28 protein-coding genes are annotated in these 25516 nt (G+C 62.6%); 14 read left to right on the top strand and 14 right to left on the bottom strand.

All coding sequences use genetic code 11. The features are described from left to right. The first annotated feature begins 97 nt into the window (after positions 1-97). From MLB1_RS10090 to MLB1_RS10115, 6 genes are all read left to right on the top strand, one after another. Positions 98-943, top strand: coding sequence for a patatin-like phospholipase family protein (locus tag MLB1_RS10090; RefSeq protein WP_180749486.1), 846 nt, complete (start codon positions 98-100; stop codon positions 941-943). A gap of 26 nt (positions 944-969) precedes the next feature. Further along, a complete protein-coding gene (locus tag MLB1_RS10095; protein ID WP_180749487.1) occupies positions 970-1335 on the top strand; it encodes an ATPase in 366 nt (121 codons plus the stop codon). A 13-nt stretch (positions 1336-1348) separates the two neighbouring features. After that, entirely contained in the window at positions 1349-2023 is a 675-nt protein-coding gene (locus tag MLB1_RS10100) for a nitroreductase family protein (RefSeq protein WP_180749488.1), read from the top strand. 141 nt (positions 2024-2164) lie between these two features. Next, complete coding sequence (locus MLB1_RS10105; protein WP_180749489.1) at positions 2165-2899, top strand: hypothetical protein; 735 nt, start codon at positions 2165-2167, stop codon at positions 2897-2899. A gap of 2 nt (positions 2900-2901) precedes the next feature. Then, complete coding sequence (locus MLB1_RS10110) at positions 2902-4845, top strand: YhgE/Pip domain-containing protein (RefSeq protein ID WP_180749490.1); 1944 nt, start codon at positions 2902-2904, stop codon at positions 4843-4845. A gap of 60 nt (positions 4846-4905) precedes the next feature. After that, entirely contained in the window at positions 4906-5100 is a 195-nt protein-coding gene (locus tag MLB1_RS10115; RefSeq protein WP_180749491.1) for a hypothetical protein, read from the top strand. A 75-nt stretch (positions 5101-5175) separates the two neighbouring features. On the opposite strand, the gene MLB1_RS10120 is transcribed toward MLB1_RS10115, so the two are convergent. Together MLB1_RS10120 and MLB1_RS10125 are read right to left on the bottom strand one after the other, a co-directional pair. After that, on the bottom strand, positions 5176-6318 hold the full coding sequence (locus tag MLB1_RS10120; protein WP_180749492.1) for a hypothetical protein: 1143 nt from the start codon (positions 6316-6318) through the stop codon (positions 5176-5178). A 2-nt stretch (positions 6319-6320) separates the two neighbouring features. Beyond that, positions 6321-7256 carry a metal-dependent hydrolase gene (locus MLB1_RS10125; protein ID WP_180749493.1) on the bottom strand — a complete coding sequence of 312 codons (936 nt, stop codon included), beginning with the start codon at positions 7254-7256 and terminating at the stop codon, positions 6321-6323. Positions 7257-7385: 129 nt separating this feature from the next. On the opposite strand from MLB1_RS10125, the gene MLB1_RS10130 reads away from it, so the two are divergent. Continuing rightward, complete coding sequence (locus MLB1_RS10130) at positions 7386-7997, top strand: TetR/AcrR family transcriptional regulator (RefSeq protein ID WP_180749494.1); 612 nt, start codon at positions 7386-7388, stop codon at positions 7995-7997. A gap of 27 nt (positions 7998-8024) precedes the next feature. Here the strand turns inward: MLB1_RS10130 and MLB1_RS10135 are convergent, their stop codons facing one another. From MLB1_RS10135 to MLB1_RS10150, 4 genes are read right to left on the bottom strand one after another with little or no spacing between them, the layout of a single operon-like run. Then, entirely contained in the window at positions 8025-8795 is a 771-nt protein-coding gene (locus tag MLB1_RS10135; RefSeq protein WP_180749495.1) for a DUF1906 domain-containing protein, read from the bottom strand. A 28-nt stretch (positions 8796-8823) separates the two neighbouring features. Then, entirely contained in the window at positions 8824-9717 is an 894-nt protein-coding gene (locus tag MLB1_RS10140) for a LysR family transcriptional regulator (RefSeq protein WP_180749496.1), read from the bottom strand. 30 nt (positions 9718-9747) lie between these two features. Next, positions 9748-10158, bottom strand: coding sequence for a tautomerase family protein (locus MLB1_RS10145; protein ID WP_180749497.1), 411 nt, complete (start codon positions 10156-10158; stop codon positions 9748-9750). A gap of 17 nt (positions 10159-10175) precedes the next feature. After that, on the bottom strand, positions 10176-11192 hold the full coding sequence (locus MLB1_RS10150; protein WP_371750602.1) for an NAD(P)H-dependent flavin oxidoreductase: 1017 nt from the start codon (positions 11190-11192) through the stop codon (positions 10176-10178). Between the two features lie 157 nt (positions 11193-11349). On the opposite strand from MLB1_RS10150, the gene MLB1_RS10155 reads away from it, so the two are divergent. Further along, positions 11350-12045: a cupin domain-containing protein gene (locus MLB1_RS10155; RefSeq protein ID WP_180749499.1), complete on the top strand. Its 696-nt coding sequence runs from the start codon at positions 11350-11352 to the stop codon at positions 12043-12045. A 142-nt stretch (positions 12046-12187) separates the two neighbouring features. Continuing rightward, positions 12188-13450, top strand: a complete 1263-nt coding sequence (locus MLB1_RS10160) for a PepSY-associated TM helix domain-containing protein (RefSeq protein WP_180749812.1) — start codon at positions 12188-12190, stop codon at positions 13448-13450. Here the strand turns inward: MLB1_RS10160 and MLB1_RS10165 are convergent. The 3 genes from MLB1_RS10165 to MLB1_RS10175 form a co-directional block, all read right to left on the bottom strand. Then, positions 13374-16157: an RND family transporter gene (locus tag MLB1_RS10165; RefSeq protein ID WP_180749811.1), complete on the bottom strand. Its 2784-nt coding sequence runs from the start codon at positions 16155-16157 to the stop codon at positions 13374-13376. The two genes, MLB1_RS10160 and MLB1_RS10165, sit on opposite strands and share 77 nt — an antisense overlap. A 35-nt stretch (positions 16158-16192) precedes the next feature. Further along, a complete protein-coding gene (locus MLB1_RS10170; RefSeq protein WP_180749813.1) occupies positions 16193-16591 on the bottom strand; it encodes an MmpS family transport accessory protein in 399 nt (132 codons plus the stop codon). Positions 16592-16769: 178 nt separating this feature from the next. Beyond that, a complete protein-coding gene (locus MLB1_RS10175) occupies positions 16770-17216 on the bottom strand; it encodes a hypothetical protein (protein ID WP_180749814.1) in 447 nt (148 codons plus the stop codon). Between the two features lie 132 nt (positions 17217-17348). On the opposite strand from MLB1_RS10175, the gene MLB1_RS10180 reads away from it, so the two are divergent. Both MLB1_RS10180 and MLB1_RS10185 read left to right on the top strand, forming a co-directional pair. Then, on the top strand, positions 17349-18350 hold the full coding sequence (locus MLB1_RS10180; RefSeq protein ID WP_180749500.1) for an adenylate/guanylate cyclase domain-containing protein: 1002 nt from the start codon (positions 17349-17351) through the stop codon (positions 18348-18350). A gap of 491 nt (positions 18351-18841) precedes the next feature. Beyond that, positions 18842-19291 carry a hypothetical protein gene (locus MLB1_RS10185; RefSeq protein ID WP_180749501.1) on the top strand — a complete coding sequence of 150 codons (450 nt, stop codon included), beginning with the start codon at positions 18842-18844 and terminating at the stop codon, positions 19289-19291. A gap of 169 nt (positions 19292-19460) precedes the next feature. Here the strand turns inward: MLB1_RS10185 and MLB1_RS10190 are convergent, their stop codons facing one another. Beyond that, entirely contained in the window at positions 19461-20258 is a 798-nt protein-coding gene (locus MLB1_RS10190) for a L,D-transpeptidase family protein (RefSeq protein ID WP_180749815.1), read from the bottom strand. A 163-nt stretch (positions 20259-20421) separates the two neighbouring features. Next, positions 20422-21033, bottom strand: a complete 612-nt coding sequence (locus MLB1_RS10195) for a TetR family transcriptional regulator (protein WP_180749502.1) — start codon at positions 21031-21033, stop codon at positions 20422-20424. A gap of 78 nt (positions 21034-21111) precedes the next feature. Between MLB1_RS10195 and MLB1_RS10200 the strand changes: the two genes are divergently transcribed. Then, positions 21112-21726, top strand: a complete 615-nt coding sequence (locus MLB1_RS10200) for a class I SAM-dependent methyltransferase (RefSeq protein ID WP_180749503.1) — start codon at positions 21112-21114, stop codon at positions 21724-21726. An 11-nt stretch (positions 21727-21737) separates the two neighbouring features. Next, on the top strand, positions 21738-22130 hold the full coding sequence (locus MLB1_RS10205; RefSeq protein WP_180749504.1) for a PPOX class F420-dependent oxidoreductase: 393 nt from the start codon (positions 21738-21740) through the stop codon (positions 22128-22130). 27 nt (positions 22131-22157) lie between these two features. Here MLB1_RS10205 and MLB1_RS10210 read toward each other — a convergent pair whose 3' ends face one another. Both MLB1_RS10210 and MLB1_RS10215 read right to left on the bottom strand, forming a co-directional pair. Continuing rightward, complete coding sequence (locus MLB1_RS10210; RefSeq protein ID WP_180749505.1) at positions 22158-22379, bottom strand: ferredoxin; 222 nt, start codon at positions 22377-22379, stop codon at positions 22158-22160. Positions 22380-22398: 19 nt separating this feature from the next. Beyond that, positions 22399-23916 (bottom strand): cytochrome P450, encoded by a 1518-nt coding sequence (locus tag MLB1_RS10215; RefSeq protein ID WP_255485638.1) that lies wholly within the window; start codon positions 23914-23916, stop codon positions 22399-22401. A 207-nt stretch (positions 23917-24123) separates the two neighbouring features. Between MLB1_RS10215 and MLB1_RS10220 the strand changes: the two genes are divergently transcribed. After that, a complete protein-coding gene (locus MLB1_RS10220) occupies positions 24124-24945 on the top strand; it encodes a hypothetical protein (RefSeq protein ID WP_255485639.1) in 822 nt (273 codons plus the stop codon). On the opposite strand, the gene MLB1_RS10225 is transcribed toward MLB1_RS10220, so the two are convergent. Beyond that, positions 24927-25511 (bottom strand): helix-turn-helix domain-containing protein, encoded by a 585-nt coding sequence (locus MLB1_RS10225; RefSeq protein ID WP_358148843.1) that lies wholly within the window; start codon positions 25509-25511, stop codon positions 24927-24929. The two genes, MLB1_RS10220 and MLB1_RS10225, sit on opposite strands and share 19 nt — an antisense overlap. Between the last annotated feature and the right edge of the window lie 5 nt (positions 25512-25516).

Below are 25516 nucleotides of genomic sequence, written 5' to 3' on the forward strand. Positions count from 1 at the left end.
GTCCCGGAAAACCAGACACCTGTCCAGAACGACTTTTCAGATGTTCCGGTGCGAGAGCCTCGGCAAGCGTGCCGCTTCAGCTCGCTAGTGTCGTTTCATGACAACGGCGTTCGTGTTGTCCGGTGGCGCCAGCCTCGGGTCCATCCAAGTGGGGATGCTGCTGGCGATGGCCGAGGCCGGTATCCGCCCCGACCTGATCGTCGGAACTTCGGTGGGTGCCCTCAACGGCGGCTGGGTAGCCGCGCGGTCCGACACCGACGGTATCGACGCACTGGCGGCGGTATGGCGAGCGCTATCCCGCAACGATGTCTTCCCCACCAGTCTGTCGACGGGGTTCCTGGGGTTTATAGGCCGTCGCCGCAGCCTGGTGTCGGACTCGGGTTTACGCCGGCTGCTGCGGACACACTTGCGGTTCGCCAGGCTCGAAGACGCTCCCACCCCGCTGCACGTCGTCGCCACCGACGTGCTGACCGGACAGGACGTGCTGCTGTCCCGTGGTAACCCGATCGACGCCATCGCGGCCAGCGCCGCGGTTCCGGCGATCCTGCCACCAGTCACGATCGACGGACGAGATCTCATGGACGGCGGCATCGTCAACAACACCCCGCTCTCGCACGCCGTCGCATTGGGCGCCACCGAAATCTGGGTGCTGCCCACCGGATATGCGTGCGCACTATCCGAACCCCCAAGGGGGGCAATGGCTATGGTGCTTCATGCGCTGACTCTCGCCATCAATCAACGACTGACGACCGATGTCATCCGGTTCGAGAGCACAGTCGACCTACGGGTGGTCCCGCCGCTATGCCCGGTCCGTACCTCACCGGCGGATTTCTCTCATTCGGCTGAGCTGATCGGCCGCGCCCACGAGCAGACACGCAGGTGGTTGAGTATGCCGCGGTACAGAATCAATCAGGCAGATCTGCTGGAACATCACCACGAGTAAGCGTTCCCACCTGTAATACTGGCGCCGTGGCGGTCGACGACACCCAGGAAAAAGGCAGCCAACCCGGCTCTCGCACGGGGCGTGAGCGCATCCAGAAGCTCGCCCGAGCGGCGCTGAACGCCGACGTCACCATGGAACAACTCGACACCGTGCTGACCGATATGTCCGCTGTTCTCGTCGATATGAACGAGACACTCGGCGTCATCGGTGAACTCACGCCACGGATGATGCTCGTCGTCGAGCGGATGGAGAACGTCATGACCCGCGTCGAGCGCATCGTCGGCCTCGCCGAGTCGGTGCTCACCCCGGTGGTCGTCACCGAATCGGCGGTCCGCGGTGTCATCGTGTCATTCCAGAACGAGATCAAGCGGCGTCTGAACCCATCGCGCTGACTAGTGTGACGACATGGAGCTCTACGACGTCATGCGCACGACATTCGCGGCACGCGAGTTCACCGGGGAACCACTGCCCGACAAGGTCTTAGACCGCATCCTGGACAACGCGCGGTTCGCACCGAGCGGGGGCAACCGACAGGCAGGTCACATCATCGTGGTCCGAGACCACGGGACGCGTGAGGCTCTCGCCGAGGCGACCAAGCCGGGCGCGCAGCGCTACTACGCACAGATCACGGCGGGTGAGACACCGTGGAATCCGGTCATCCCCACACAGGTTGCCCCGGAGACCATCGCGGCGACCACGGTCCCCGAGTCGGTCGTCGAACCGCTGCGCACCGCGTCCGTGGTCCTTGTCGTATGCCTGGACCTGCGTCTCGTCGCCGCGGCTGATCAGGATCTGGATCGTGTCGGCGTGATCAGCGGAGCGTCGATCTATCCGCTGGTCTGGAACATTCTGCTGGCCGCGCGCGCGGAGGGCTTCGGCGGAACCCTCACCACGATGGCCGTGGCACAGGAGCCCAAAGTGCGTGAACTGCTGGGCATTCCCGATACGTATGCGGTGGCCGCGGTGCTACCCATCGGCAAGCCGGTCAAGCAACTGACCAGGCTGAGACGCAACAACATCGACGAGTTCGTAACCCTCGAACGCTTCGACGGGGACCCTTTCTCGCCTGCGAACGACTGAATGTGCCCGCCGGCTGTGACCAGGGGAACCCGGAGGCATCACTCCTGACGGCGTGAATATGCGACGTCACACTGATTTCCCCTGGCAGCCTGGTGTTTGATCGAATAGACGCGTCAGTCCGCGATCTGAAACGAGCAACCCATGGACGCACAGGACGAACCGGGCACCACGCCGGACGAATCGGATATCGCCCTACCCGAGAAGCCGGGCGAGGAGACGGAGACCACCCCGGCGCTCATCACCGCTGCCGGGTTGGGTGTGGACGGCGAGCACGGACCGCTCTTCGCCGATATCGATCTGGAGCTCACGTCCGGGTTTCACGCCATCCAAATGCCCGGCGGACCCGGACAGCACACGCTGCTGCTGGCACTGGCCGGCCGGCTCAAGCCCAGCCACGGCACCGTCACCGTGATGGGCGACACCGACCCCCGTGCGATTCGCCGGCACTGCGCCATCGCCGCGTTCGCCGATATCGACGAGCTGGAAGAGACCGTGACCGTCCAGACCGTGCTCGCCGAACAGGTCCGCTGGCTGGCACCGTGGTTCTCGCGAGTCCCGGCCGACACCGGACGCGACAAACTGGCCGAGGTGTTCGGTGAGCTCCCGCCACCGTCGGGAGGCACCTACATCGTCGAACTCTCCGATCTCGAGCTGTTCCTGCTGAGGATCACGTTGGCGCTGCTCTCGGAGCGCCCGATCCTCGTTGTGGGGGACCTCGAACAGGTCCGGGACAACCTGCGGCGCACGACGGCCGTGGAACGGCTGGGCATCATCGCCGAACAACGCACCGTCATCGTCGGGGTGACCAACCCGCTGGGCACCGACGCACCCATCCACGACTTGCACGATCACCGGATATTGACCGGGAAGGAATGACCATGCTCGCTGGACTTGCATTCGGTTCGGAGATCAAGCGTTTCGGCCGTAGCCGAATGACCCGCGCCGCCATCGTGGTGCTCATGCTGCTGCCGTTGGTGTACGGCGCGCTGTACCTGTGGGCGTATTGGGATCCCTTCGGCCACGTCAACAAGATGCCCGTGGCACTGGTCAACGCCGATAAGGGCGCCGTCGTCTCCGGCCAACAGGTGAACATCGGCGAGGAGATCTCCAAGAGCCTCACCGCCGACGGCAGCATGGACTGGCACGTCGTCAACCTCGACGAGGCACGCAACGGGGTGGACCACGGCACGTACTACTTCATGTTGGAGTTGCCTCCCGATTTCAGCGAGGCCATCGCGTCACCGCTGACCGGACAACCGAAACAGGCCAACTTGGTCGCCGTCTACAACGACGCAAACAACTACATCTCGTCGAGTATCGGCCGCACCGCCATCGACCAGGTGCTCAACGCCGTTTCGACGCGGATCTCCGGCCAGGCCGTTAATCAGGTTCTTTCCGTGGTGGTTTCGTCGGGTGCGGGTATCCAACAGGCAGCCGACGGTGCCCAACAACTAGCCGATGGCGCGGCCAAGGTTGACGACGGCGCGGGGCAGCTGGCCACCGGGCTGCACACGGCCCGGCCCGGGTCCGCGCAATTGGCCACCGGCGCCAAGCAGCTGTCCGACGGCATCAACCAGGCCACCGATCCCTTACTGACGGTGACCAAGGCGGTCGCGACAATCGGCGGAAGCACCGACAAACTACAGCAGGGGACGGAGGCACTCCGGCAGGCCAACGACCAGATCAATGGCATCTCAAAGGCACAGGACACCGCCGCGAACTCGCTCACGTCCGTCATCGATCAGCTTGCGGCACGCCAAGATCCGGCCGCGAACACCCTGCGCGATATTCAGGACCAGCTTCGCGGGCATCAGTTCTCGCCACAGATCCGTCAGCAGCTCACCGACGCGGAGAATGCGGCCATCGCGATGACGGAGACGCTGGGCCCCGGTAGCCCACTGCGATCCGCGCTGGACCGCGTCGGCGGTAAGGGGCAGGACCTCACCAACAAGCTCACCCAGATGCGTAGCGGGGCGCAGCAGCTCGCCACCGGAAACGCGCAACTGGCCAGCGGTATCGCCCAAATGGATGACGGTGCGCAACAACTGAAATCGGGTACCGCGCAACTGCGATCCGGGTCGGCCGAATTGGCGACCAAGCTCGCCGACGGGGCCAGGCAGGCGCCCCACTGGAGCACTCAACAAAAGGACGCCATCGCCGATACCATCGGCGGCCCCGTCCATTTGGAGACCTCACACGAGAATGCCGCACCAAACTTCGGGACCGGCATGGCACCGTTCTTCCTCACGCTCGCGTTGTTCTTCGGAGCATTGGTGCTGTGGATGATCTTGCGGCCCCTGCAAACCCGCGCGATCGCCGCGGAGGTGCTGCCCCTACGGGTGGCGCTGTCCAGCTATCTACCCGCCGCCGTGATCGGAATCTTCCAGGCGGTCATCCTGTACTGCGTGGTGCGGTTCGGCCTCGGAATGCAGGCCGCACATCCCGTCGCCATGCTGGCGTTCATGGTGCTGATCTCGTTCGCTTTCGTCGCCGCGACGCAGGCCATCAACGCGCTCGTCGGCCCGGCAGTGGGTCGCGTCCTCATCATGGCGCTGCTCATGCTGCAGCTAGTGAGTGCCGGCGGCATGTACCCCGTGGAAACCACCTCGAAACCGTTCCAGATCCTTCACAAGTACGACCCGATGACGTACGGGGTCAACGGGTTACGTCAGCTGATCTTGGGTGGTATCGATGGCCGGTTGTGGCAGGCGGCAATCACACTGCTCTGTATCGCGCTGGGTGGGCTCCTGATCACGAGTCTGTCGGCTCGGCGCAATCAACTGTGGAATCTGACGAGGCTGCTGCCGTCGATCAAGATGTGAGCACTACTACATGTCCCTACAGCTGCCGCCACACACCGTGCTCACCGTGAAGGACTCCTGATGGTGCCCTTCACGCGGCGCACCATGCTCAAGGTGGGTCTGACCGCGCTACTTATCCCCGACGCGCTCTCGGGGTGCGGGCGCCGTGCGGCCGACCGGTCATTCGAGGATTGGCGCCGCGAGTTCGAATCGAGGGTCCAGGACCGCATGCGGGCGTGCTCAGCGCGGACCATAGCCGTGCAGTCGTACTACTGATGAACATCGACGGAACCGAGGCCACCGGCGAGTTCCGTAGCTCCGTCATCGAGGATCTCCTCGTCGGCACGGAACTTATGAAGTAACCGTGACTGTTTCAGACACATGGCGGGTGCGGGCGACAACGCCGGCTGCCGCCCCCACACTCGCCGTCGCGACAACGAGACACAGGACGGTGTACCAGAGACTTCCGATCGGATCGCCGTTGGAGGTAAGTCCATTCGTCGCGCCGAAGTAGTCGGACAGTGCGGTCGCCCACAGCACCGTCATCACCGCCAGGTAGATCGCGGCGTAGATGAGGATGGCCGGATGGGTGGTGTAACCGTCCGTGCCGCCACGGCGAACACCGAGCCATTGTTTGATGAGTACGGGTGCAGCCACCGCCACCACGGCGATCAGCTCCAGCGCATAGACGACACCGACCGCGGTGGTGCTACCCGATACGGCCCCCGCGATGGTGGCGGGCAGTGGCAAGACTGCGGTTCCGATCGAAGCCATTACACCGATAACGACTGTGCGCCAGAGCAGTTGGCCACCGCTGAAGGTGCGGCCATCATCGACCTGGCGGCCGACGAACAGCTGCACACAGAATGCCAGCGACATCGGCCACAGCGCGGCGAAGACGACCACACTGCCCATCGGCACCGAGTCGAAGAACGGCTTGTTCATCGGGTTGTCCAGAGTCCATTCCCACCATTGCAATTGCGGTCCGAGATGGTCGAAGATCTCATAGAACACGTGGTGTACCAGGCCGACACAGGTCGCCCCTACCAGGACTCCGTAGCGGCGGAAGACTCCCAGCGTCCGCACGATCTCGAAGGCCACGGTGGCCATCATCGGGTAGATCGCGATGATGTACAGCGGCAACCGGCCCCAAAGAAAGTCCACGGTAAATACGTTGTGCGCGAACATCGTGTCGACATGCTCGCTGATGCCGAACGGCCCGGGAAAGTACAGCGGCGGTTCGATGATCAACAGATAGGCGATCGCCCCGAACCAGACCACGATGTTCGTCGGATCATTGTGGCGGCGCAGCCGGACGATCGCGTACACCAGCGCCAAAACGGCACCGGCGATCACGGTCAGCTCCAGGACAGGCAGCGTCCAGTTCTCTAGAGAGAACGGACTGCGAAACGCGACGAGCCCTCCCGCTGTGTCACAAGAGAACCCAAGGCGGGACGCGAGATCGGCGAATGTCGGTGCACACAGATCAGACATGCTCAGACTCCCACCTGTGCTGATTGATTGGCCGTGTACCACTGGGTGACTTCGTACCCGGCCTCATAGCGCGCGAACCACTCGTCGGCCAGGACGGGCAGCTTCTCATGTTCCGGATTGTGCCCAGGGATCTGACTGCGCACCGCGCCCGACAGCGCGACTATCACCTCTCGCACCGGCAGGTGGCTGAATGCGTTCTCGACGGGCCCGTCATTGGGCGCATCTCCAAACGGGAGGCGTTGCAGCAACGCCTTTTTGCGGGCCTGCATGCCGAACATCGACAGGGCGTCTACCTTGCGGTCTTCGAGGGGAACATGCTTGTTGAACCCTTCACACGCGATGCGCAGCACCGCCCACACATGTTTGAAGATCGACGGAGCCATGCGCATTCGGTACCAGGGATCGTCGGCCACCGCGTCGTAGATGATCAGCGCCGAGCTTCGGTGTTCGACCTCCTCGACGAAATGCCACAGGAACAACGAGGCGACGCGATCGTCTCCCGGCGCGAACAGGGTGTCGTCATGGTCGAGCATCAGCTTGAAGACCGGCGTGAAGGTGGCTTCCAGATCCGCGGTGTACGCCAACCGGTATTTCAGCGGCGTTTTGGCGGTCAGGTCATCGAACGACGCGATGACCTCGTCGAGGGTCTCCTTGAGTCCCGGGTAACTCTTGATCAGACCTTTAGCGTGCTGCCGATGCCCCATGGAGTGCTGCCCCTCTTGCCGGACAAAGGCCTCAGCCTCCTCTGCAATCTTGGGGTCGGAGATCAGCGGGATGGCCTCGGGGATCATCTGGCCGATCATCTTCTCGAAGGCGATCGCAAGGAAGGACACCGCGTTGGCCATGCTCGAAAACGCGGGGTTGGACTCGTTCCACAGGAACGGGACGTGATGGTCGGCGAACGCAAACCGCAGCTTGCGCACGATGAGTTCCGTCATGGAGGCACCTCAGCTTATTTCAAAACATACAATAAGACGCATTGTCGTCTTTCTGTATGATTACTTGAACGAGCGAGCTATGTCAACGGCGATATGCTGCAGAGATGCCGGCGGCCGGGGGACTCAACGATGGCGCGTAGACGGGGATGGGACGGACAACCGCCCAGTACAGATGACGAAGCAACCCGGCGGATTGTCGCCGCGGCCGTGAAGTTGATCGGTGAGACCGGATCGGGAGTCAGCCTCGCCGAGGTCGCGGCCGAGCTCGGCATCATCCGCCAAACCGTCTATCGATACTTCCCCACCACCGACGCACTCATGCATGCCGCGGCGATCGCCTCAGTCGACGGATTCCTCGACCGACTGACCGACGTCGTGCGTGGCATCACCGATCCCGCCGATGCGCTCACCGAAGGCGTGCTCTTCACCCTCGAAGAGGTCGCCCGCACACCGCATTTGGGCATCATGATGTCTGAGCCGTACGCACGCTCGCACACGAGCGATATGACCTCCGACGAGGCCCAGGCGTTCGGTCTGCGCATGCTCAGCAGGTTCGACGTGGACTGGGACCACTATGGCTACGACGACGCGGCCAAAGACGGTCTGGTGGAGTTCGCACTACGAATCATGCTGTCGTTCTTCGTCTCCCCCAATGAGCCGACCCGCTCCCGCGATGAGCTGCGTCAATTCCTCAAGCGCTGGCTCGGCGGAGCCATCCTGGCGCAAAAGGGCAATACCTGAGCGGCGTCACCGTCACCGCCGAGTAGGTCACCGAACAAGGCCCCACTGACCGAAGTCGGCGGCAAGCACCTCATCCACGTCGACATGAACATCGTCGATCACGACACCTGGATCTGAGGCGGTCACTACTTCGGATTGATAGAGCACCGCCGCCGGCTCCCGCTCACCGCGCGACCAGGCCTTGGTCTGCCACGCCCAGTGATAACCCGATGTGGTCGAGTGCCCGATGACCCCGTCATCGATCGCCCAGGCGCACGCACGGTTATGCCCGTAGATACCGGTCCGGGCGGCACCCAACACCGAGTTGATGCCCCGAAACCACTGAACCGCAGTGCTTTTCCATGCTTTGGCGTCCACATCCTCGTCGACACTGAAGAAGATGGGCGCCGTATCCGGGCCGCCGGCCGCGGCGTGCAGCCGCAGCGCGGTCCGCCCATCGGCAACGCCACCGTCGTATCCGCGAGTGAAGTCGGACGGTGTCGGCCAGCCGGGCTTCCCGAACTGGTAACAGCTCACGACATGTAGACCGACCGCACGCAGGGCGTCGGTGTACTCGCGAGTGACCGGTTTGAAATCGAACGTGGCACCTGGCCGTAGCTCGGACACATAAACCAGTGCCCCGTCAAAGCCTGCCGCCTTGATCGACTCGGGCTTGACCAGCCGCTCTGCGAAGTCGATAAGCCGCAGGTTGGCGGCATGGACCTTCGGCGCGGTCGCCACCGAGATGCCCGCACCGGCGAGCACCGGGGCGATGGTCAACAATCTAAGAACTTCGCGTCGTGAAACGGAATCCGTCACGACCGGTAAGCGTATTGCACAGTCCGGATCACGGTGCGACAGATCGCAGCATCACCGGTGTATCGGCACGCTGGAGGTCACGCAGGAACTGTGACATCGCCGGTGAGAGAACCGAATCGACACGGCGGACGAACACCGTTTCGGCTCTGGCCTGCGCACCGGGAAGACGGTGCAGGCGAAGTGCGGTGGACCGCGTCGAGGCGGTGACGACACCAGCAGGGAGCAGTGCGACGCCCATCCCCGCCGCGACGCAGCCGAGGATGCCTTCGATGCTGCCGAACTCCAGGACGTGTGGATCGGCGACCCCGTGATCCCGAAGGATCTGATGCAGCCGGTCTCGATAGGCGCATCCGTTGCGGAAGACGAGCATCCGGCGAGACGCATCGAGGGCCTCTCGCATGTCGTTATGACGCTGTGCGGTGATCAACACGAGTTCTTCGACGAAGACCGGATCTACCGTGAGGGCATCGTGTTCGACTGGGCCACAGACGAAAGCGCCGTCTAGTCGATGGTCGATGACCATATCGTTCAACTCAGCGCTGGTTCCTGTGATGAGAGTCAGGTCCACTCGGGGGCACGAGGCGGTATAGGCCGCCAGGACGTCGGGCAGACGGAGGCCTGCGGTGGTTTCCATCGCCCCGATCGCGAGAGACCCGGTGGGCTCGGCCTCGTTGCCGACCACTTGTGAGGCCTCCCGCATGAGCGCCGTCATCCGTTCCGCGTACGGCAGGAATGCCTCACCCGCATTGGTCAGGGTGACGCCGCGAGCGTGCCGTCGAAACAGCTCGACGCCGAGTTCATCCTCCAACGACTTGATGCGGGTGCTGACATTCGATTGCACGGTATGCAGCTTCTTCGATGCATGCGAGATACCGCCGGCCTCAGCGACCGCCAAGAAGAAGATGACGTCACTCAGCTCCATGATGTCCATGCTGCCAGGGATCCATCATCATCAGTTCACCGCAGCCGGTACGGCGAGTTCACCGGTGACGTACTGAGCAACGCCGAAACCGAATGACCAATCCTGCGGCCCGTTTTCGTTGATGCCTGCGAAGAAGTCGGCGCCGTCGACCCCCACAGCGGCAAGCTTGTCGGCAACTGTGGCGAAGAGACGCTGCTTGGTTTCCGTCGAGCGGCCGGTTTGGGTGAAGATCTGCACCATCACCACGCGGGGTGACCGTTGGAACCCCAATCCCGCATCCTCGGCGATGATCTCCGCGGGGTCGTGGGCGGTGATGATCTGAAATCGATCGCGCACAGGAATTTTCAACACCTCGACCAATGCCTCGTGTATTGCGTCGGCGATTGCACGCCGCTCTTCGGTTGACCGGTCCGCGGTCAGATCGATACGCACCAATGGCATGAGTTGGCTCCTTTGTTTCAGAGTTGGGGACGTTGGAGGATGGTGGCTGCCTCGGCGACCATGGAGTGCACGATGTCGGCGGCGCTCTCGATTCGCCGTATCCGACCGATCCCCTCGCCGATGATCAGATTCGCGGTGGCGTAGTCCTCGGCGTTGACCGCCGCCTCGTAATCGGCGTGAGCTTCGGCGCGATGTCGGGTGAGCTCGGCTTCGTGGCCATGCCACTTGTCGACGAAGTCGTTGTGCAGTACTCGGCCGCCGTAGCCGCTCGGCCACTTCTTTTCGCGCACAATGTCGTAGACGTGCTGACGGATCGTGTCATCTCCACTGGCCAGCAGACCGCGCCGTTGCGCGGCCGCAGGGATCGCCGCCTCCTGCGCAGCCCAGAATCGGGTTCCAACCAATACGCCATCGGCCCCGAGAGCGAGCGCAGCCGCCAGACCTCGGCCGTCCGTGACTCCCCCGGCGGCGAGCACCAAGACGTCGGGTGCGGTGCCGGCGGCCATATCGGCAATCTCCGGCACCAAGGTGAAGGTCGAGCGTTGCCCGGCACCGTGACCACCGGCCTCTCCGCCCTGGGCGGCGATGACATCGGCACCAACCTCGATGGCGCGGGCGGCTTGCTCAAGATTGTGGACCTGGCAGATCAACGGCACGTCGGCGGCGCGGATACGCGGCGCGTACGGTGCGGGATCTCCGAAGGACAGGAAGATTGCCGCGGGCCGCTGATCGAGCACGTAGTCCAGCACGTGTTCCTTGCCTGCCAGGTTCCAGGTGATGAATCCGCATCCCAACGGAGCCGAGACCTGCTCGAACTGTCGACTAATCCATGCCTCGTCGACATATCCGCCGCCGAGCAAGCCGAGACCGCCCGCGGCACCGACCGCACCCGCCAAACGCGCATCTGCGACATCGTCCATCGGTGCGAGCACCACCGGATGCTCAATGCCAAGGCGGCGGGTTAGGCGCGTTTCCAGGTTCACGTGTTCACCGTATGCCGATGAGAAACCGCAGGTAAATCGGTTTCTAGCGATATGAGCATTCTGTTTTTCAGAATGCTCATATATAGAGCCCCCATCAAACGAGAAGGTGCGACGGACCCGTGACGGCGGGTATTAATCGCTGTTTCAGTTTGAAGTAATCACTTCTATCGTCTTTCGCTATCAGTGCGCGCAGTCATACCGTGACGGGATGAAGCCGATTAATCGACGCACCATGCTCGGCGGCGTCGGCGTGGCGGGGGTCGCGGCCGCCGCTGGTGCCGGTGCGGATCGGGCGCTCTTCTCCCCGCGCTCCCACGACAACCAGAAGGAAGAGATCGTGACCGACGACGCCGCCCGGTTCGGGGATCCACGCATCCCCGCCGAACTGAATACCGCACAGCCACACATGTTTCACCTCGGCGCACTGGCACCGACCACCTTCGACGGTGGCGATCTGCGCCAAGCTCATGAGGGCAACTTCCCCATCCTCACCGGACAGCAGGCCAGCATCGTCATGGTGACCCTGCAACCGGGTGGAATTCGAGAACCGCACTGGCATCCCAGCGCCTGGGAGATCAACATCATCACCAGCGGCGTCGCGAAGTGGACGCTGCTGGACCCGGAGGGACACGCCGAAACCTTCGACGCCCGTGTCGGCGATGTCGTCTTCGCACCACAGGGATCACTGCACTACTTCGAGAACAAGGGCACCGAAGACCTCAAGCTGCTGATCGTATTCAACGCCAGCACCGCAGAAGGTAAGGACGACATCGGGATTGGCGCCTCGATCAGCAAGCTCCCACCCGATGTGTTGGCCGCGGTGTTCGGAGTGCCGACGGAGACCTTCTCCACGTTCAAGAAGATCGACGAGTCCATCACCATCCTGCGCAGACCGAGGACGTAAGGCACCATGCGAAGGCGATGGGGACGTCCCTTTTCAAGATCGACTGACGCTAGCGTTACTTCCCGGGTAACCGTCGGTGCGGGTTCTGGAGGAGAAGGTGTCTACATCCCGCGTATCGCGCAGCGGTACCCGTCGCCGCCGTGTGTCGTTAAGAACCCGGCGCGCTTTGGTGCTGAGCCATCGTTGGGTGGGTCTTATCTGCGGGCTCCTGGTGGTGATCGTCAGCACCAGCGGTGCCCTCCTCGTGTACCAGCCGGAGCTGGTTCGCATATTGCACCCCGAGATGTTCCACACCACACCCACCGCGGAACCGGCTGGGTTCGCGCAGGCGATCGCCGAAGTACAGTCCCGCTTTCCCGAAATCCAGATTGCGAGTGCTTCTCTCAAAGACGGCGTGTACCTGCTGAGCGCCTCGTCCGGCACGCACGACACCTTCTTCGTCGATGCGGGGACCGGCCTTTTCAACGGGAGAGTTGATCTCGGCGCCGGCATGCTGGGGTTCCTGGTGAACATGCACGATTGCGGGTTCACCTGTGATGACTACAGCGGTTACTTGCCATTCCTGGACCAGCCGACCCCGCTGGCGCATCTGAGCGCGTTCTCGGGATTGTCCTGGGGATCGGCGCTGCTGGCATTCGCAGCTCTCATCCTGCTACTGCTGGTGATTCCCGCGCCATTCATCTGGTGGAAGGCGATCCGCAAGCTGCGCAACGCTTTGCGTGTCCGGTGGGCCTTCGGGCGGTTCGCCCGTGATTTCGATCTCCATGCCCTCATCGGCATCACCGCGACCGTACCGCTGCTGCTTTGGGGGCTGACCGGGCTGCAGTTCGAGATCCCAGGACTCACCAACCTCTGGTACTCGATGACCGGTGGCCGGGCCTACGAGCCCGTCTTGAATGCCCCCGAAGGGGGGCACGGTGATCAGGAGGTCAGTGTGGAGCGGGCAGCGGCCGCCGCCGCAAGCAACTTCCCCGGGGCCGAGGTGACCTGGATAGGCATGCCGGACGACGATAATCCGTTCTACACCGTCGACCTGCTCGACCGTGACGGACCAGACCTACGGGCACACAGCCCCAATTACCATGGGAACCGTTCGGTGAGCGTAGACGCCCACGATGCCGGACACGTGCAGGTCCTTCGCGGAAAGCCTCCGACTGCGTCCAATACCCTCGCTGACGAATGGGCCGGGCCTGCTGCCCATTTCGGCCTTGCAGTCAACGGCTACTGGCGCGCATTTTGGTTCATCCTAGGAATGGCTCCACTGCTGCTTGCCCTCACCGGCTTCAGCACCTGGCACTGGCGGCGCCGAGCCCGGCTACGTGCCCGTGTCAGGGCGATGCAGATTCCCGGCGCGGACGAGCGAGAACCCTTGTCGGCCACCAGAACCACGTCCCCAGAAGCCTGACGAGCGACGGCACGATGAACGAGCGCACGATCAGCGTGTCGAGCAACAGGCCGATGCACACCGTGGTGCCCACCTGGCCGATGGTTCGCAGATCGCTCGACAGCATGGCTAACATGGTGAAGGCGAAAACCAAACCCGCGGAGGTCACCACGCCACCGGTGCTTCCCAGCGCCCGAATCAGCCCCGTGTTCAACCCGGCGTGCGTCTCCTCCTTGAGGCGAGCGATCAACAGCAGGTTGTAGTCCGAGCCGACCGCTACCAGGATGATGAACGTCAGGGGCAGGATCAGCCAGTGCAGCGGCAGACCGACGATGTGCTGCCAGATGAGCACCGAAAGGCCGAACGCCCCCGCGAACGAGAAGGCCACCGTGCCGATAATGACGAAGGGGGCCACCAGACTTCGCGTGATGACCATCATGATCAAGAAGATCAATGTGAAGGCTGCAATCGCGGCGATGAGCAGATCGGACGCCGAGTATTGCTTGATGTCCTTGTTGTTCGACCCGGCGCCACCGATGTAGACCTTGGAGCCTGCTAGCGAGGTCTCCTTCAATGCCGTCGTGACGGCATCGGGGAAATCGTCGACGTGCTCAATGCCTTCCGGGCCCATGGCATTTCCCGTGTGGGTGACGATGAACCGGGCAGCCTTGCCATCCGGCGACATCATCAGCGTCATACCGGTTTTGATGTCCTCGTTGTCGAAGGCCTCGTGTGGAATATAGAAGAAGTCGTCACTGCGGGATTTGTCGAAGTCATTACCCACGTTGATCATGTCGTCGAAGGTCTGGTCCGTGGCGGTGGCCTGCAGATTCGTCTGCCCGTACGTATTGACGATGAGGGCCTGCAAGGCCTCCTGGTCGTTGGCCGTGAGCGTCAGTAGCGACACCATCTGAGGCAACAGTTTGTCGACGGCTTCGAGGGAGCCCACCGCATCCTTGATGTCGGCCGCCAGTTTGTCGATGCTATCGAGCATGTCGAACAACGATCTAAAGGACAAGCACACGGGGATATCGAAACAGTGTGGCTCCCAATAGAAATAGTTGCGCAGTGGACGCATGAAGTCGTCGAGGTTCGAGACCTTCTCGTTCATGTCTTGGGTGACCTGCTGCATGTCTTCCATCGTCACGACGGTGTTGTGCATTTCGTCCGCCAGTTTTTGCGTCAGGTCGACGGTTTGTCGCAGCACCGCGACGGAATGCGCCATGATCTGGGCTTGTTTATCGGTATTGGCGTTCTGCGCCTTGGTGAACGGGAGCTGTTGCCCGTTCCCACTTCCCTGCGTTGTGAACAGGTAAGGCAGAGAGGCATGTTCGAGTGCGCGCCCCATGGGCCGAGTGATGCTCTGCACCATCGCGACACCGGGAAGCCGGACAAGGCCTTTCGCGACCCGGTCCAGGGAGATGAAATCGGCCGAGTTGCGCATATCGTGATCCGACTCAACCATGAGCATCTCGGTGAACAGCTTGCTCGGCGGGAAGTGCCGGTCTGCGGCCGCAAAACCTTCCTTCGCCGGAGCGTCCGCCGGCTGGTAGGCGCGATCGTCATAGTTCACTTGGTAAGTCGGCACAAAAACCGCCCCGACCAGAACAGCCGCGGTGCTTGCCACCAGGATCGGCTTGGGCCAGCGCACCACGCTCGCCCCGATGCGCCGATACAGACGTGCCTTGGCCTTCTGCTTGGGGTCAAAGAGCCCGAATAGGCTGCCCAGGCTCAACATGGCCGGTCCGAGCGTCAGTGCTGCCGCGATGGTCAAGAGCATGCCGATGGCGACAGCCGGACCCATGGTGTGGAAGTAGTTGAGCCGGGCGAAACTTAGGCACAGACCCGCCCCCGCGATCGTCAGGCCTGAGCCGATGATCACGTGGGAGACCCCACGGTAGGCCGCGTAGTACGCCTCCTCTCGACTCAACCCCGCGTTCCGCGCCTCGTGATAGCGCCCCAGCAAGAAGATGCCGTAGTCCGTCCCCGCACCAAGCGTCAGCGAAATGACGATGTTGACGGCGAACGAGGACAGCTCGATGTACCCAAAGTGCCCGAGGGTGGCGACAACTCCCCTTGCAACCAGCATTTCGACCAGAACTCCGAACAACGGCACCAGCATCGTGGTGACGGAGCGGTACACCATCAGCAACATGAAGATGATGAGGAAGATCGTGACGATCGTGATGTTGTTGAGGCTCGAGTTAGCGACGCTCAGCGTGTCCGAGGCGAGCGGAGCCGCGCCGCTGACGTAGACCTTGAGTCCGGCCGGTGGCGTGTCCTTGTCGATCAGGTCGCGCACCGCATCAACGGAGCGGTTGGCCTGCATCTGGCCGATATCACCCGCCAATCGCAACAAGACAAACGCGGACTTGCCATCGAGGCTCTGCGCCCCGGCCGCAGTGATGGGCTTCCCCCAGGTGTCCATCACGTATTGCACGTGTTCGGTGTCGTTCTTCAGCCTGCGCACCAGATCGTCGTAGTACTGGTGATCGGCATCGCCGAGGGGCCGGTCGGCTTCCAACACGAGCATGGTCAAGCTGGTGGACGTCGACTCTTGGAACTTCTCACCGATCTGCAGCATCGCCCGCTGCGACGGGGCATAGTGCGGAATCATCGGCCCCGCGAGCTCCGTGGCGACATCTTCCACGTGCGGCACAAACGTATTCGTCGTCACCGCGACAATGGCCCAGAACACGATGATGGGTACAGCCAGGATGCGGACCATCCGAGCGACGAACGGTCGCTTCACCCGGTGCTCGCTCATGCCGACTTCACCCTGCACATAACGTTCGCATCCTGATGATCATCCGACCGCTCGTCGCGGACAACGTCGTTCACTCGTATCCGGCAACCGATCTGGCCCCCGTGCACCTGTGCGGAGATGCTGCCCGACACCACGGTGAGAGTCGTCGTCTCCGTGTGAGACCACGGGAGCGCGGTCAGGTCAACCTGGTGTGGGTGACCGTCGATATCGACATAGCTCAACATCCCGCCGTTCCCGACCGAGCCGAATATCTCGTACGTGAGCGTCTTGGGCGTGAACTCCGGCGGTGCCTGCGGTGGGTTGACGGTGATCACGGGTCCAGGAGCGGACAGCTGGTGAACCTTCAACATCGAGCCCCCCGCCACACCGAGCGCGATGACGGCGACCAAGGGCATCCAGGCTCGTGCCAGGGCCGTCCTGCCAACCGAACGTGGGCTCACCCGACCACCTTTCCGCACCTCACATCCCGCACATGTCAATGAAACTGACATTCGTACGGTCGGAAATGCTATCAGCACAACCTGGGAATGCGCGGACCAACATTTACCGCATCCAGAGTCCGTCAGATGGGCCTCATGACGCGCTCGGCAGACGCCCCTTCAGCCTTCTCATCCTGAGTACCTGCGCCGTGATGTTGATGGACGAGATCATCGGGATCACCCCGAGAAACGTTCGCTCGGAGGGGGTGGCGCCGTGTAGTTGTTCGAGACTGCCGAGCACGTAGAAGCAGCCGAGGCTGAAGATGGTGGCCGGGATGGAGAACGCCCACAACGACCCCCGATCGGCAATTGCCTGCCGCGCAAAGTGGAGCTCGTCCGCCGACATCTGCTCGCGTTTGCGCACCTTTTTCAGGATGAATGGGTAACCACCCACCCTGTCCGCCAGCGGTGACGACGCTTGGGTCCGCAGGCGCGTGGTGTACACGAACATGCACGTGGCGAAGGCCAGCAGGGCCACGAAGGCGAAAACCGCCAGGTACCCGAAGAGGTGCCAGTTATGCCCCAAGAAGTTCCAGTTCATCGCGCCGTCCCTTTGCCTCACTGTCGAGCAATCTCCCTGGAGATACTCGGGGTTTCCCGGGATCAAGTCAAGGTTCCTGACACTGCCAGAGCACATCTGGTTAGCCGGTCCCGCTTGTGCTGTACTAGCGAGATGGTCGAGTCTGGCGGGCTCAACGAGGTGGTCGACGCGACGATCGAACAGTCCTTACTCGGAGGACCGCGCCGGTACACCCGCGCGCAAGTGGCTGAGCTGTCCGGGGTCTCTGTGGAACGCGCCCGGAAACTCTGGGTGGCGCTGGGCTTTACGGCGGCCGCGAACGATGACGAGGTTGCCTTCACCGACGCCGACATCGCCGCGGTGCGCACCTTCGCGTCGCTGGGTCCGGTGACGGAGGCGGACGAAAAAAGCCAGATCGCCGCCGCCCGTACTCTCGGTCAGGCCATGGCGCGATTGGCCGAATGGCAGGCGGATTTGATCACTCGTGAGATCGAAAGCCGTATCACGGCCGGGGGTGGCGACTCCACGCCCGAGCTCAACGTCAACGCCGTCGCGCGAACCATCGACACGCTTACGGAGTTGCAGGAGTATGCGTGGCAGCGACATTTGGCGGCATCTCTCGTTCGTTCCATTGAATCCGGTAGCACCACAAGGCAATTACTCGTCGGATTTGCCGATATGGTCGGCTACACACGCCTGTCCCGCCACCTCGAATCCACTGAGCTGACCAACCTTCTGGAGGCGTTCGAGACTGCCCTCACCGAAGCCATCACCACGCACGGCGGCTGGGTGATCAAGAACGTCGGCGACGAGGTCATGTTCGCCGCCGCGAGTGTGGACGAGGGCGCACGTATCGCCTTGTCTATGAATACCGCGATTGCTAAAGCGGCACAAACGATTCCGGACATGCCTCAAATCCGCGTAGGTCTGGCATATGGGGAGGTCTTGACCCGCTTCGGCGACCTCTACGGAACCGTGGTCAACGTCGCCGCGCGACTGACCGGCGTCGCTCGCCCAGGCACGGTACTTCTCGACGACGGCGCCGCCGCCGCATTGACCAGCCACCGCGAGTTCACTCTCCGCCACCTGCGCGGAGTGCGGGTCAAGGGGTTCTCGCGGCTGGGTTCGCACGTATTGCGACCGCCAAAGCACTGACAGGTACGAGCACGCGCCGAAGTGCGGCTGGAAAGTCCTAGCCCCTAACGCATTCGTGGATTCAAATTTGAGTAACGGCGGATGCAGAATTTCGGAGCGGGAATTTGTACGCCAGGTTCATTTCGCACGCCTTTTGTGAACCTCTAAATTCATCCCGCTTGTCACAAATTTGAGCGATTTATTCGCTGCACATACGTGCCCGCATACACGACAAGAAGCGCGTATTGAATACGTTTCCGTTACGGTTCCGTCTCACCGGGACGAGCGCCCAGCACTACCGAGATGCGCCCTCTGACATGCCTGTTAGCATAACCAGTGCTTAACATCTGATCACCGCCGTGCGCCTATTAGATCACGGGAGTAGTTCATTTTTCGCATCAACTTCATAACCAACCTGAACGTCAGCTGGACGCCATTTTAGGAGCGTTATAAAGTTCAGTCAGAGAATTTCATCAGCGTGATTTACACGCATAAGCTAGGGAGTCGGGTCGGTGGCGGTCATCTCTGATCGATTGGCTATTCAGGTAATTGCCAGCGCTGGTTTATGCGCGGCCGTCGTAGCATTGGCGCCCGCCGCAGTCGCAGACTCATTCGCCGGTGCGCACTACGCCGTCGAAGACGGTACCGGCGGCTCCGGTAAGGGTGCGCTGATCGGCGCTCCCGCCGCCGGAGTGGCACCCGTAGCCGGCGTGCCGATTCTGCCGGGACCTGTCGCGGCACCCGCCGCTCCCATTGTTCCGGCCGCTCCCATTGTTCCCGCAGCACCCGTCGTGCCGGCAGCACCTGTAGTTCCGGCGGCACCCGTAGTACCTGCCGCAGCACCCCTGGATGGGGCGGTGGCCGCAGGGCCTGTGCTTGCCGGTAAGGGCGCGCCCGTCGGTTCTACGGTTCCGGGTGCTCCGGTACCGGGTGTCCCGACTCCGGCCGGCCCGCAAGGCTAATCGTCGCCGAATCCGATTCTTCGATGATGCCGAGGCTGCCGACAGCAGCCTCGGCATCATTGCTACTCGGCCTTTCCGCGGCTCCATCACGCGACTGCACATAAGGCCCTAAGGCATCCCCTACGTTCCAAACATTCTGCGCTACTACGGATTTCAAACGAATATGCTACTACTCCTGCACGACCACCGGATCGCCGACATTGACGTTGTTGAAGTACCACTCGGCGGCCGCCGGAGTCAGGCTGATGCAGCCGTGGCTGACATTCTCGTAGCCCATCGCCGGCACGGCCCAGGGAGCCGAGTGCACGAAAAGGCCGCGGCTGGTGAAGCGGACGGCGTTCTCCACGTCGATCTTGTAGCCGTCGGCAGCGGTGACGGGAATGCCGACGCTACTGGAATCCATCAGCACTGAACGCTCCTTCCCCAGAACCGAGTAGGTGCCGACAGGGGTCGGATACTCCGGCCGCCCCATAGAGGCCGGAAAGACACCCTCCTCGCCCATACGAGGAAGATGGTGCGGCGCAGGTAATCCCGTCGTTCCCTCGGATGGTCGCCTCCACACTCCCTCGTAGGACACGGTGAAAGTGTGCCGCGAGATGCTCGCGATACCGATGAGGGCCGGGCCCGTCGAGATCTCCGCGGGCTTGCCACCCACCATCAGTCTCACCGTGCTGTGCGACGGCCAGAACCGGTCTGGAATCCATTGCACGGCATTGTTGTCGAGCCATTCGTACGTGCCCGTCATGGCCGGCGTGGATGTGATCCCCAGGGCGCGCTCGGCGGCCTGGCGGTTGGCGATGGGTCCGTTGAATGTCACCACCACCGGATGCGCGATACCCACCGGCTTGCCCGGTGCGGGCGCAATCGACCTGACATCCAGATCGAGCGGCAGGCTGACAGCCGTAGTGTCGATGCCGGTAGTACGCCCTGCCAGCGTCACGGCGACCACGGACACCGCGACAACCATGTGAAGAACTGCCCTCATCGACCCGACCCCTCTGGGATGACCACTTCGTCATGAATGATGTGATCGTAAGGACGCATCAACACCCGAAGTAGCGGGCGCGCTTGCCGTTTCGGTCACGCATTCCCCACGGTTTGGTAACAAAAAAGTCAGCGAATCGGGCCCGCTAACTGGTCTCGGGCTCACCCAAAATTGTCGTACTTCCGGCGGCGCTTCCGGGCGAGATGAGAGCCGTCAGCAGCGGCACCGTCAGCGCAACAATCTCGTCGTCGCTGGCGGCCGCCAGATCGGGCAGACGCAGGAGATAGCGCTGACTGGCGATCCCCATCAACATGGCGCTCAACAGCGCCGCTCGCAGCCGCGCGTCAGGCTCGTCAATGGTGGCCGCCACCGAACTCACCGCATGGTCGGTGACCTGTTCGCGCAACAGTTCCAACGCATCCTCGCTGGTCATGCTGTTGCGGAGCAGAACCGCCATCGGGCCGTTCGGCTCTGCGGCCCATCCCGAAAGCAGCCCTCGGAGGTAGTTCTCAGCCGTTTCCGCCGGGTCCGTCACCGTCAGCTCCGCCACCGGGATCGTCCAGTGGACGGCCTCGCGGAAGAGGTTGCTCTTGGTCCCGAAGTACTGGATGACCGACGACTTGTCTACGTCGGCCGCGGCCGCGATACCCCTAATGGTGGCCTTCTCGTACCCGACCTCGGCGAACACCCGCCGGGCGGCCGACAGGATTCGTTGTCGCGTCCGCTGTCCCTTGCGTTCGGGTGCTGGTGAAGGCATGTGGACATCCTCGCAGGAATAAAAGTAGACAAGCGTTGAGTTATTGTGTCAATAGTACCGACGAGAAGGGACGAACAGATGACGCACGTGATCGACTGGGATGGCGCCTACCGGGAAGAAGACAAGCCCGCATGGAACATCGGTGAGCCGCAACCCGAATACGCCGCACTCATCGACCAAGCCGGGGTCGTGCGCGGCGAAGTGCTGGATGCCGGCTGCGGATACGCCGAACTGGCACTCGCGCTGGCCGCACGTGGACACACCGTCGTCGGGATCGACCTGACACCCACCGCGGTCGAGGCCGCCACGGCCGCCGCCGCCGAACGCGGTTTGCCCACCGCCACGTTTCAGCAGGCCGACATCAGCTCGTTCACCGGCCATGACGGTCGTTTCTCCACCATCTTCGACAGCGGCCTATTGCATGCGCTGCCCGCGGAGCTGCGGGACGGATACCTGCAATCGGTACATCGCGCGGCGGCACCGGGCGCCTCGTTCTACATCCTGGCCTTCGGTACCGGTGCGTTCCCGGATCACGCCGAGCCAGCACCCACTCAGTTCACCGAAGACCAACTGCGCGAAGTGGTCTCGAAGCACTGGCGGGTCGAGGACATCCGCCCCGCACGTCTGCAGGCGGGAGCCGGCCCGGCGAGCGTGCAGTTGCCCGGACATCTCGTGATCGCCCACAAGGCCTGAGGGACCCGGTCATGGCCTTCACCCCAGGTGAACAAGAATTCCTGCGCCAACAGCCCATCGGTCGCCTGTGCACAATAGGCCCCGATGGTGATCCACAGATCAGGCCGGTGGGCGTGCACCTCGGCCCAGGCGAGGGGTCGATCGATATCGTTGGTCACGCACTCGCGTCAACGCAAAAGTGGCGCAACGTGATCAACAACCCACGGGTGGCGTTCATCGTGGACGAGGTGACCTCTGTGACGCCGCCCCGGGCGCGGGGCGTGGAGATCCGGGGAACGGCCGAGGTGCTGCCGGGTCAGGGCAGCACAGATGGCGGGCTGAGCGGTGACGTCATCCGCATCACGCCCCACCGGATCATCTCGTGGGGAATCGATCATCCGGAGACGCGCGCCAGAACGGTCTGACGGATACGCGGGGTATTCCGTTGCCGGTTAAGCCGTCTCGCGGTTCGATATCTCGATTGCCCCGGCCGGGCACACTCCGGCGGCCGCGACTGCCGCATCCCGGTGTGCCTCCGCTAGCTCGGCGGGACCGGCACCGCCGCCGGCGAGTTGGGCCACTCCGTCGGCGTCCACGGAGAACAACTCCGGATTCGAACGGACACAGTACTCCGAGGACATGCACATATCCTGGTCAATTGAGATGAGAGTCATTGGTGCGCACAGATTTTCGTCATATCCGGGTGATCGTCACCGGGAGCCCGCCCTTGATGACGGTCGAGAAGGCGAACCTGTGCTCCGGATTCCATCCGACGGGGGCGCTCAGCCGGTAGCGCTGAAAGATGATCGACAGCAGGAACTGTGCATTCATGTACGCCATACCGGTGCCCACACAGTGATGTGGACCTGACCCGAATGGCATGAAGGCGAGCCGTGGCCGCGACCGTGCCCGCGCAGGGTCTGCGAATCGCCTGGGGTCGTATCGGTCCGCATCGTCACCCCACCACCGAGGGTCGCGGTGTACGACATACAGCGAGGTGGCCACGAAGGTGCCCCGCGGTATGCCGTATCCCCCGATCTCGTCCTCCTGCATGGCAAATCGCCAGTTCAACGGTGCACCCTGGAGGCGTTGCCCCTCGTCGAAACAGGCTTTGAGCCAGCTCAGATTCGGCAGATCGGCCACACCCGGGGGCGCACCCTTCAACGCATCGACTTCGCCGTACACGCGTTCGAGATGTTCCGGGTTACGCAGCAGCAGGGCCAGTGTCCAGGACAGTGCCGCAACGATCGTCTCGTATCCACCCGCGATGAGAACGATGAGCTCGGCAATCAGGTCTCGTTCACTGAGCGCCGAGTCATCGTCATAGCGCGCCTCCAACAGGATGCTCAACAAGTCCGGCTTGTCGACGGGGTTCTCCCTGCGACGCCGGATAATTCGCTTCATCTGCATCACCAGGCGGAGCAGAGAACGCGGCGCACTCTCGACTCCGGGGAAGGGGATCAGATTGGGCGGCGGGCTCAGCAGCAGATAGGTGGCGCCGAGGCGCATCGTGGCGCGTATGTCCGTATCAATCTGCTCGATCTCTTCGTCCGATATCGAGGTGGAGAACATCGTGCGGAGAAAGGTCGGGAGCGTCACCCGAGCGATCTGGTGCTGCAGGTCGACATACTGACCGGTTCCGGCCCACACCGACCAGCGATCGATCCTGCTGACGAACTCCTCGACGAGCGTGTCGGCGACCCGCGACAGGTGGCGGCGACCGAACATCGGCAACAGCATCCGACGGCGTTCTTTGGACGCTTCGCCCTCCAAAGTCGGTACCGACCGGCCGATCTGCCGAAACAGCCCTTGCGTGGTTCCGAACATGCTGTAGTTCCCGGTGGTGCTGTCCATGAAGTACGAAACATCATCCGGGTGACTGACCACAACCAGGTCATGCAGCGGTAGTGGCACGCGAAACACGTCCCCATACTTCGCGGCACTGGTTCGCAGGAACTCATATGGGTTGCGGTAGTACGGAATCCACGACCCGATGACGGGCAGCCCCTTCGGTCCCGGTGGTATCGGGCCGGGACGTCCAGAGCCGTTGACGATGCTCGACGCCACACGCAGCGGGCGTCGAGTCGGCCAGAACGGGTCTTCGCGCAATGCACCAAGAACACTGCGCCGGCCCGTCGCCCACCGGCCAACCTCATCGCTGTCGACGTCAAGCCGGCCTGCCTCCTGCTCGTCTCCAAACGTGCTCGTCATCGGCTGCGCCATCGTGTGCCTCCGTTGTCTGCGACAGATCTGCCCGCCGCTACTCGATAGAGCGTTGATGCGACTCTTGACTATCTAAAGTCTCAAATGAGACTATCACCAATAGAAGGTCGCATGCGACTTTTCCCATTGGTTCATCTCACAGAGCACCTCAAAGCGCCACGGAGGCGTTATTGTCGCCGACTTCAGGAGAGAAACATGCAGTTCCAGCACCCGCCGATCCCCATCGAGATGACCGCAAATGTCGCGGCATCGTGGGGATTTCTCGCGTTCACCGTGGTCTCGTTCGTCGCAACGTTCGCGTGGGCGGTGCGACTGGGCGTTCGCTCCAAGGACTGGCTGCCGCTGATCCTGATGACCGGCGGCGCCCTGTGCGGATTCCTGGAACCCTTCGGCGACATCCTCGGCGCGACGTTCTACCCGTTGAACACTCCGCTCTTAGTGTTCGAACTATTCGGACGACACATCCCGCTATACGTCTTCGTCGGCGAATCCATGTTCTTCGCGACCGCCGTCTACTACGCCTACCGGTTCTTGGTCACCGGGCTGGGTGTGGCGCGCCTGTTGGTCATCATCGTGGTCTTCAGCCTCTTCGATGCCGCTATGGAGATGACCGCCATCCACTTTGACGTGATGACCTACTACGGCGACAATCCCACGCTGGTGCTCGGACTACCCCTGTACGTGCTGATCCAGAACGGGGCACTCGCCGTCGTCGGCGGATGGGCCGTGCTGATCGCGATGCCGCATCTCGCGGGAAGGCAACGACTGCTGCTTATCCCCTTGGTCCCCATCGCATTTGGTCTCCAGGCATTCATTGCCACCTGGCCGATGTACCTGGCGCTCAACACCGGCGCATCCCGTTCCACGCTTCTCCTGTTGGGGATCGCCGTCACCATCACCAACGCCGCGCTACCGCTTCTGTGCATCTATTCGCGATCGGCTCGGCAGCACCGGATCACCTCGACGACCCACGAGACTCCCGTTACAGCCGCGCAGGCTCAGTCGGTATCGCGGTGAGCACCCAGCGCGGGTCCGACTAATCGGAGAAACACCTGCTGGAACTCGACGGTATCTTCCACGTCCATGCTCGAATCCGGCACCAGCGCATACGCGATGGCCAGATGACAGACGATGTCGGCGAGGTGAATCGCATCGATCGGCAGCGCGGATCCCGGTTCGGAGGTGACGAGGACGGTCGCAACGAGCGCACGCGCCAAATCCATGGCACCCAGCTCGCTCGACCTCGAAAAGTTCACCAGCCGTTGCGGATCGTCCGCCACCAGTCGGCGAAAGGCCGGGTTCACACGCGAGAACTGGATAGCGTGGGTAAGCAGCTCTGCGATGGCAGCGGCGGGACCGACACCCTCATCGATGGCTGCGAGCGTGCCCAGCACGAACTTTCGGAGTTCGCGCAGGATCACTCTGTTGACGACAACGTTCTTCGTTCCGAATCGCCGGAAGACGGTGGCGCGACTGACCTCCGAATGCGCGGCAATCGCGCGCATGGTCACACCCTGCTCGCCGTCGCGGCCAATCAATTCAGCAGCGGCATCAAGGACGCGAGCATCGACCGGATCGTCCACCTCTG

Source organism: Mycobacteroides sp. LB1 (assembly GCF_013449725.1).
Classification (GTDB): Bacteria; Actinomycetota; Actinomycetes; order Mycobacteriales; family Mycobacteriaceae; genus Mycobacterium.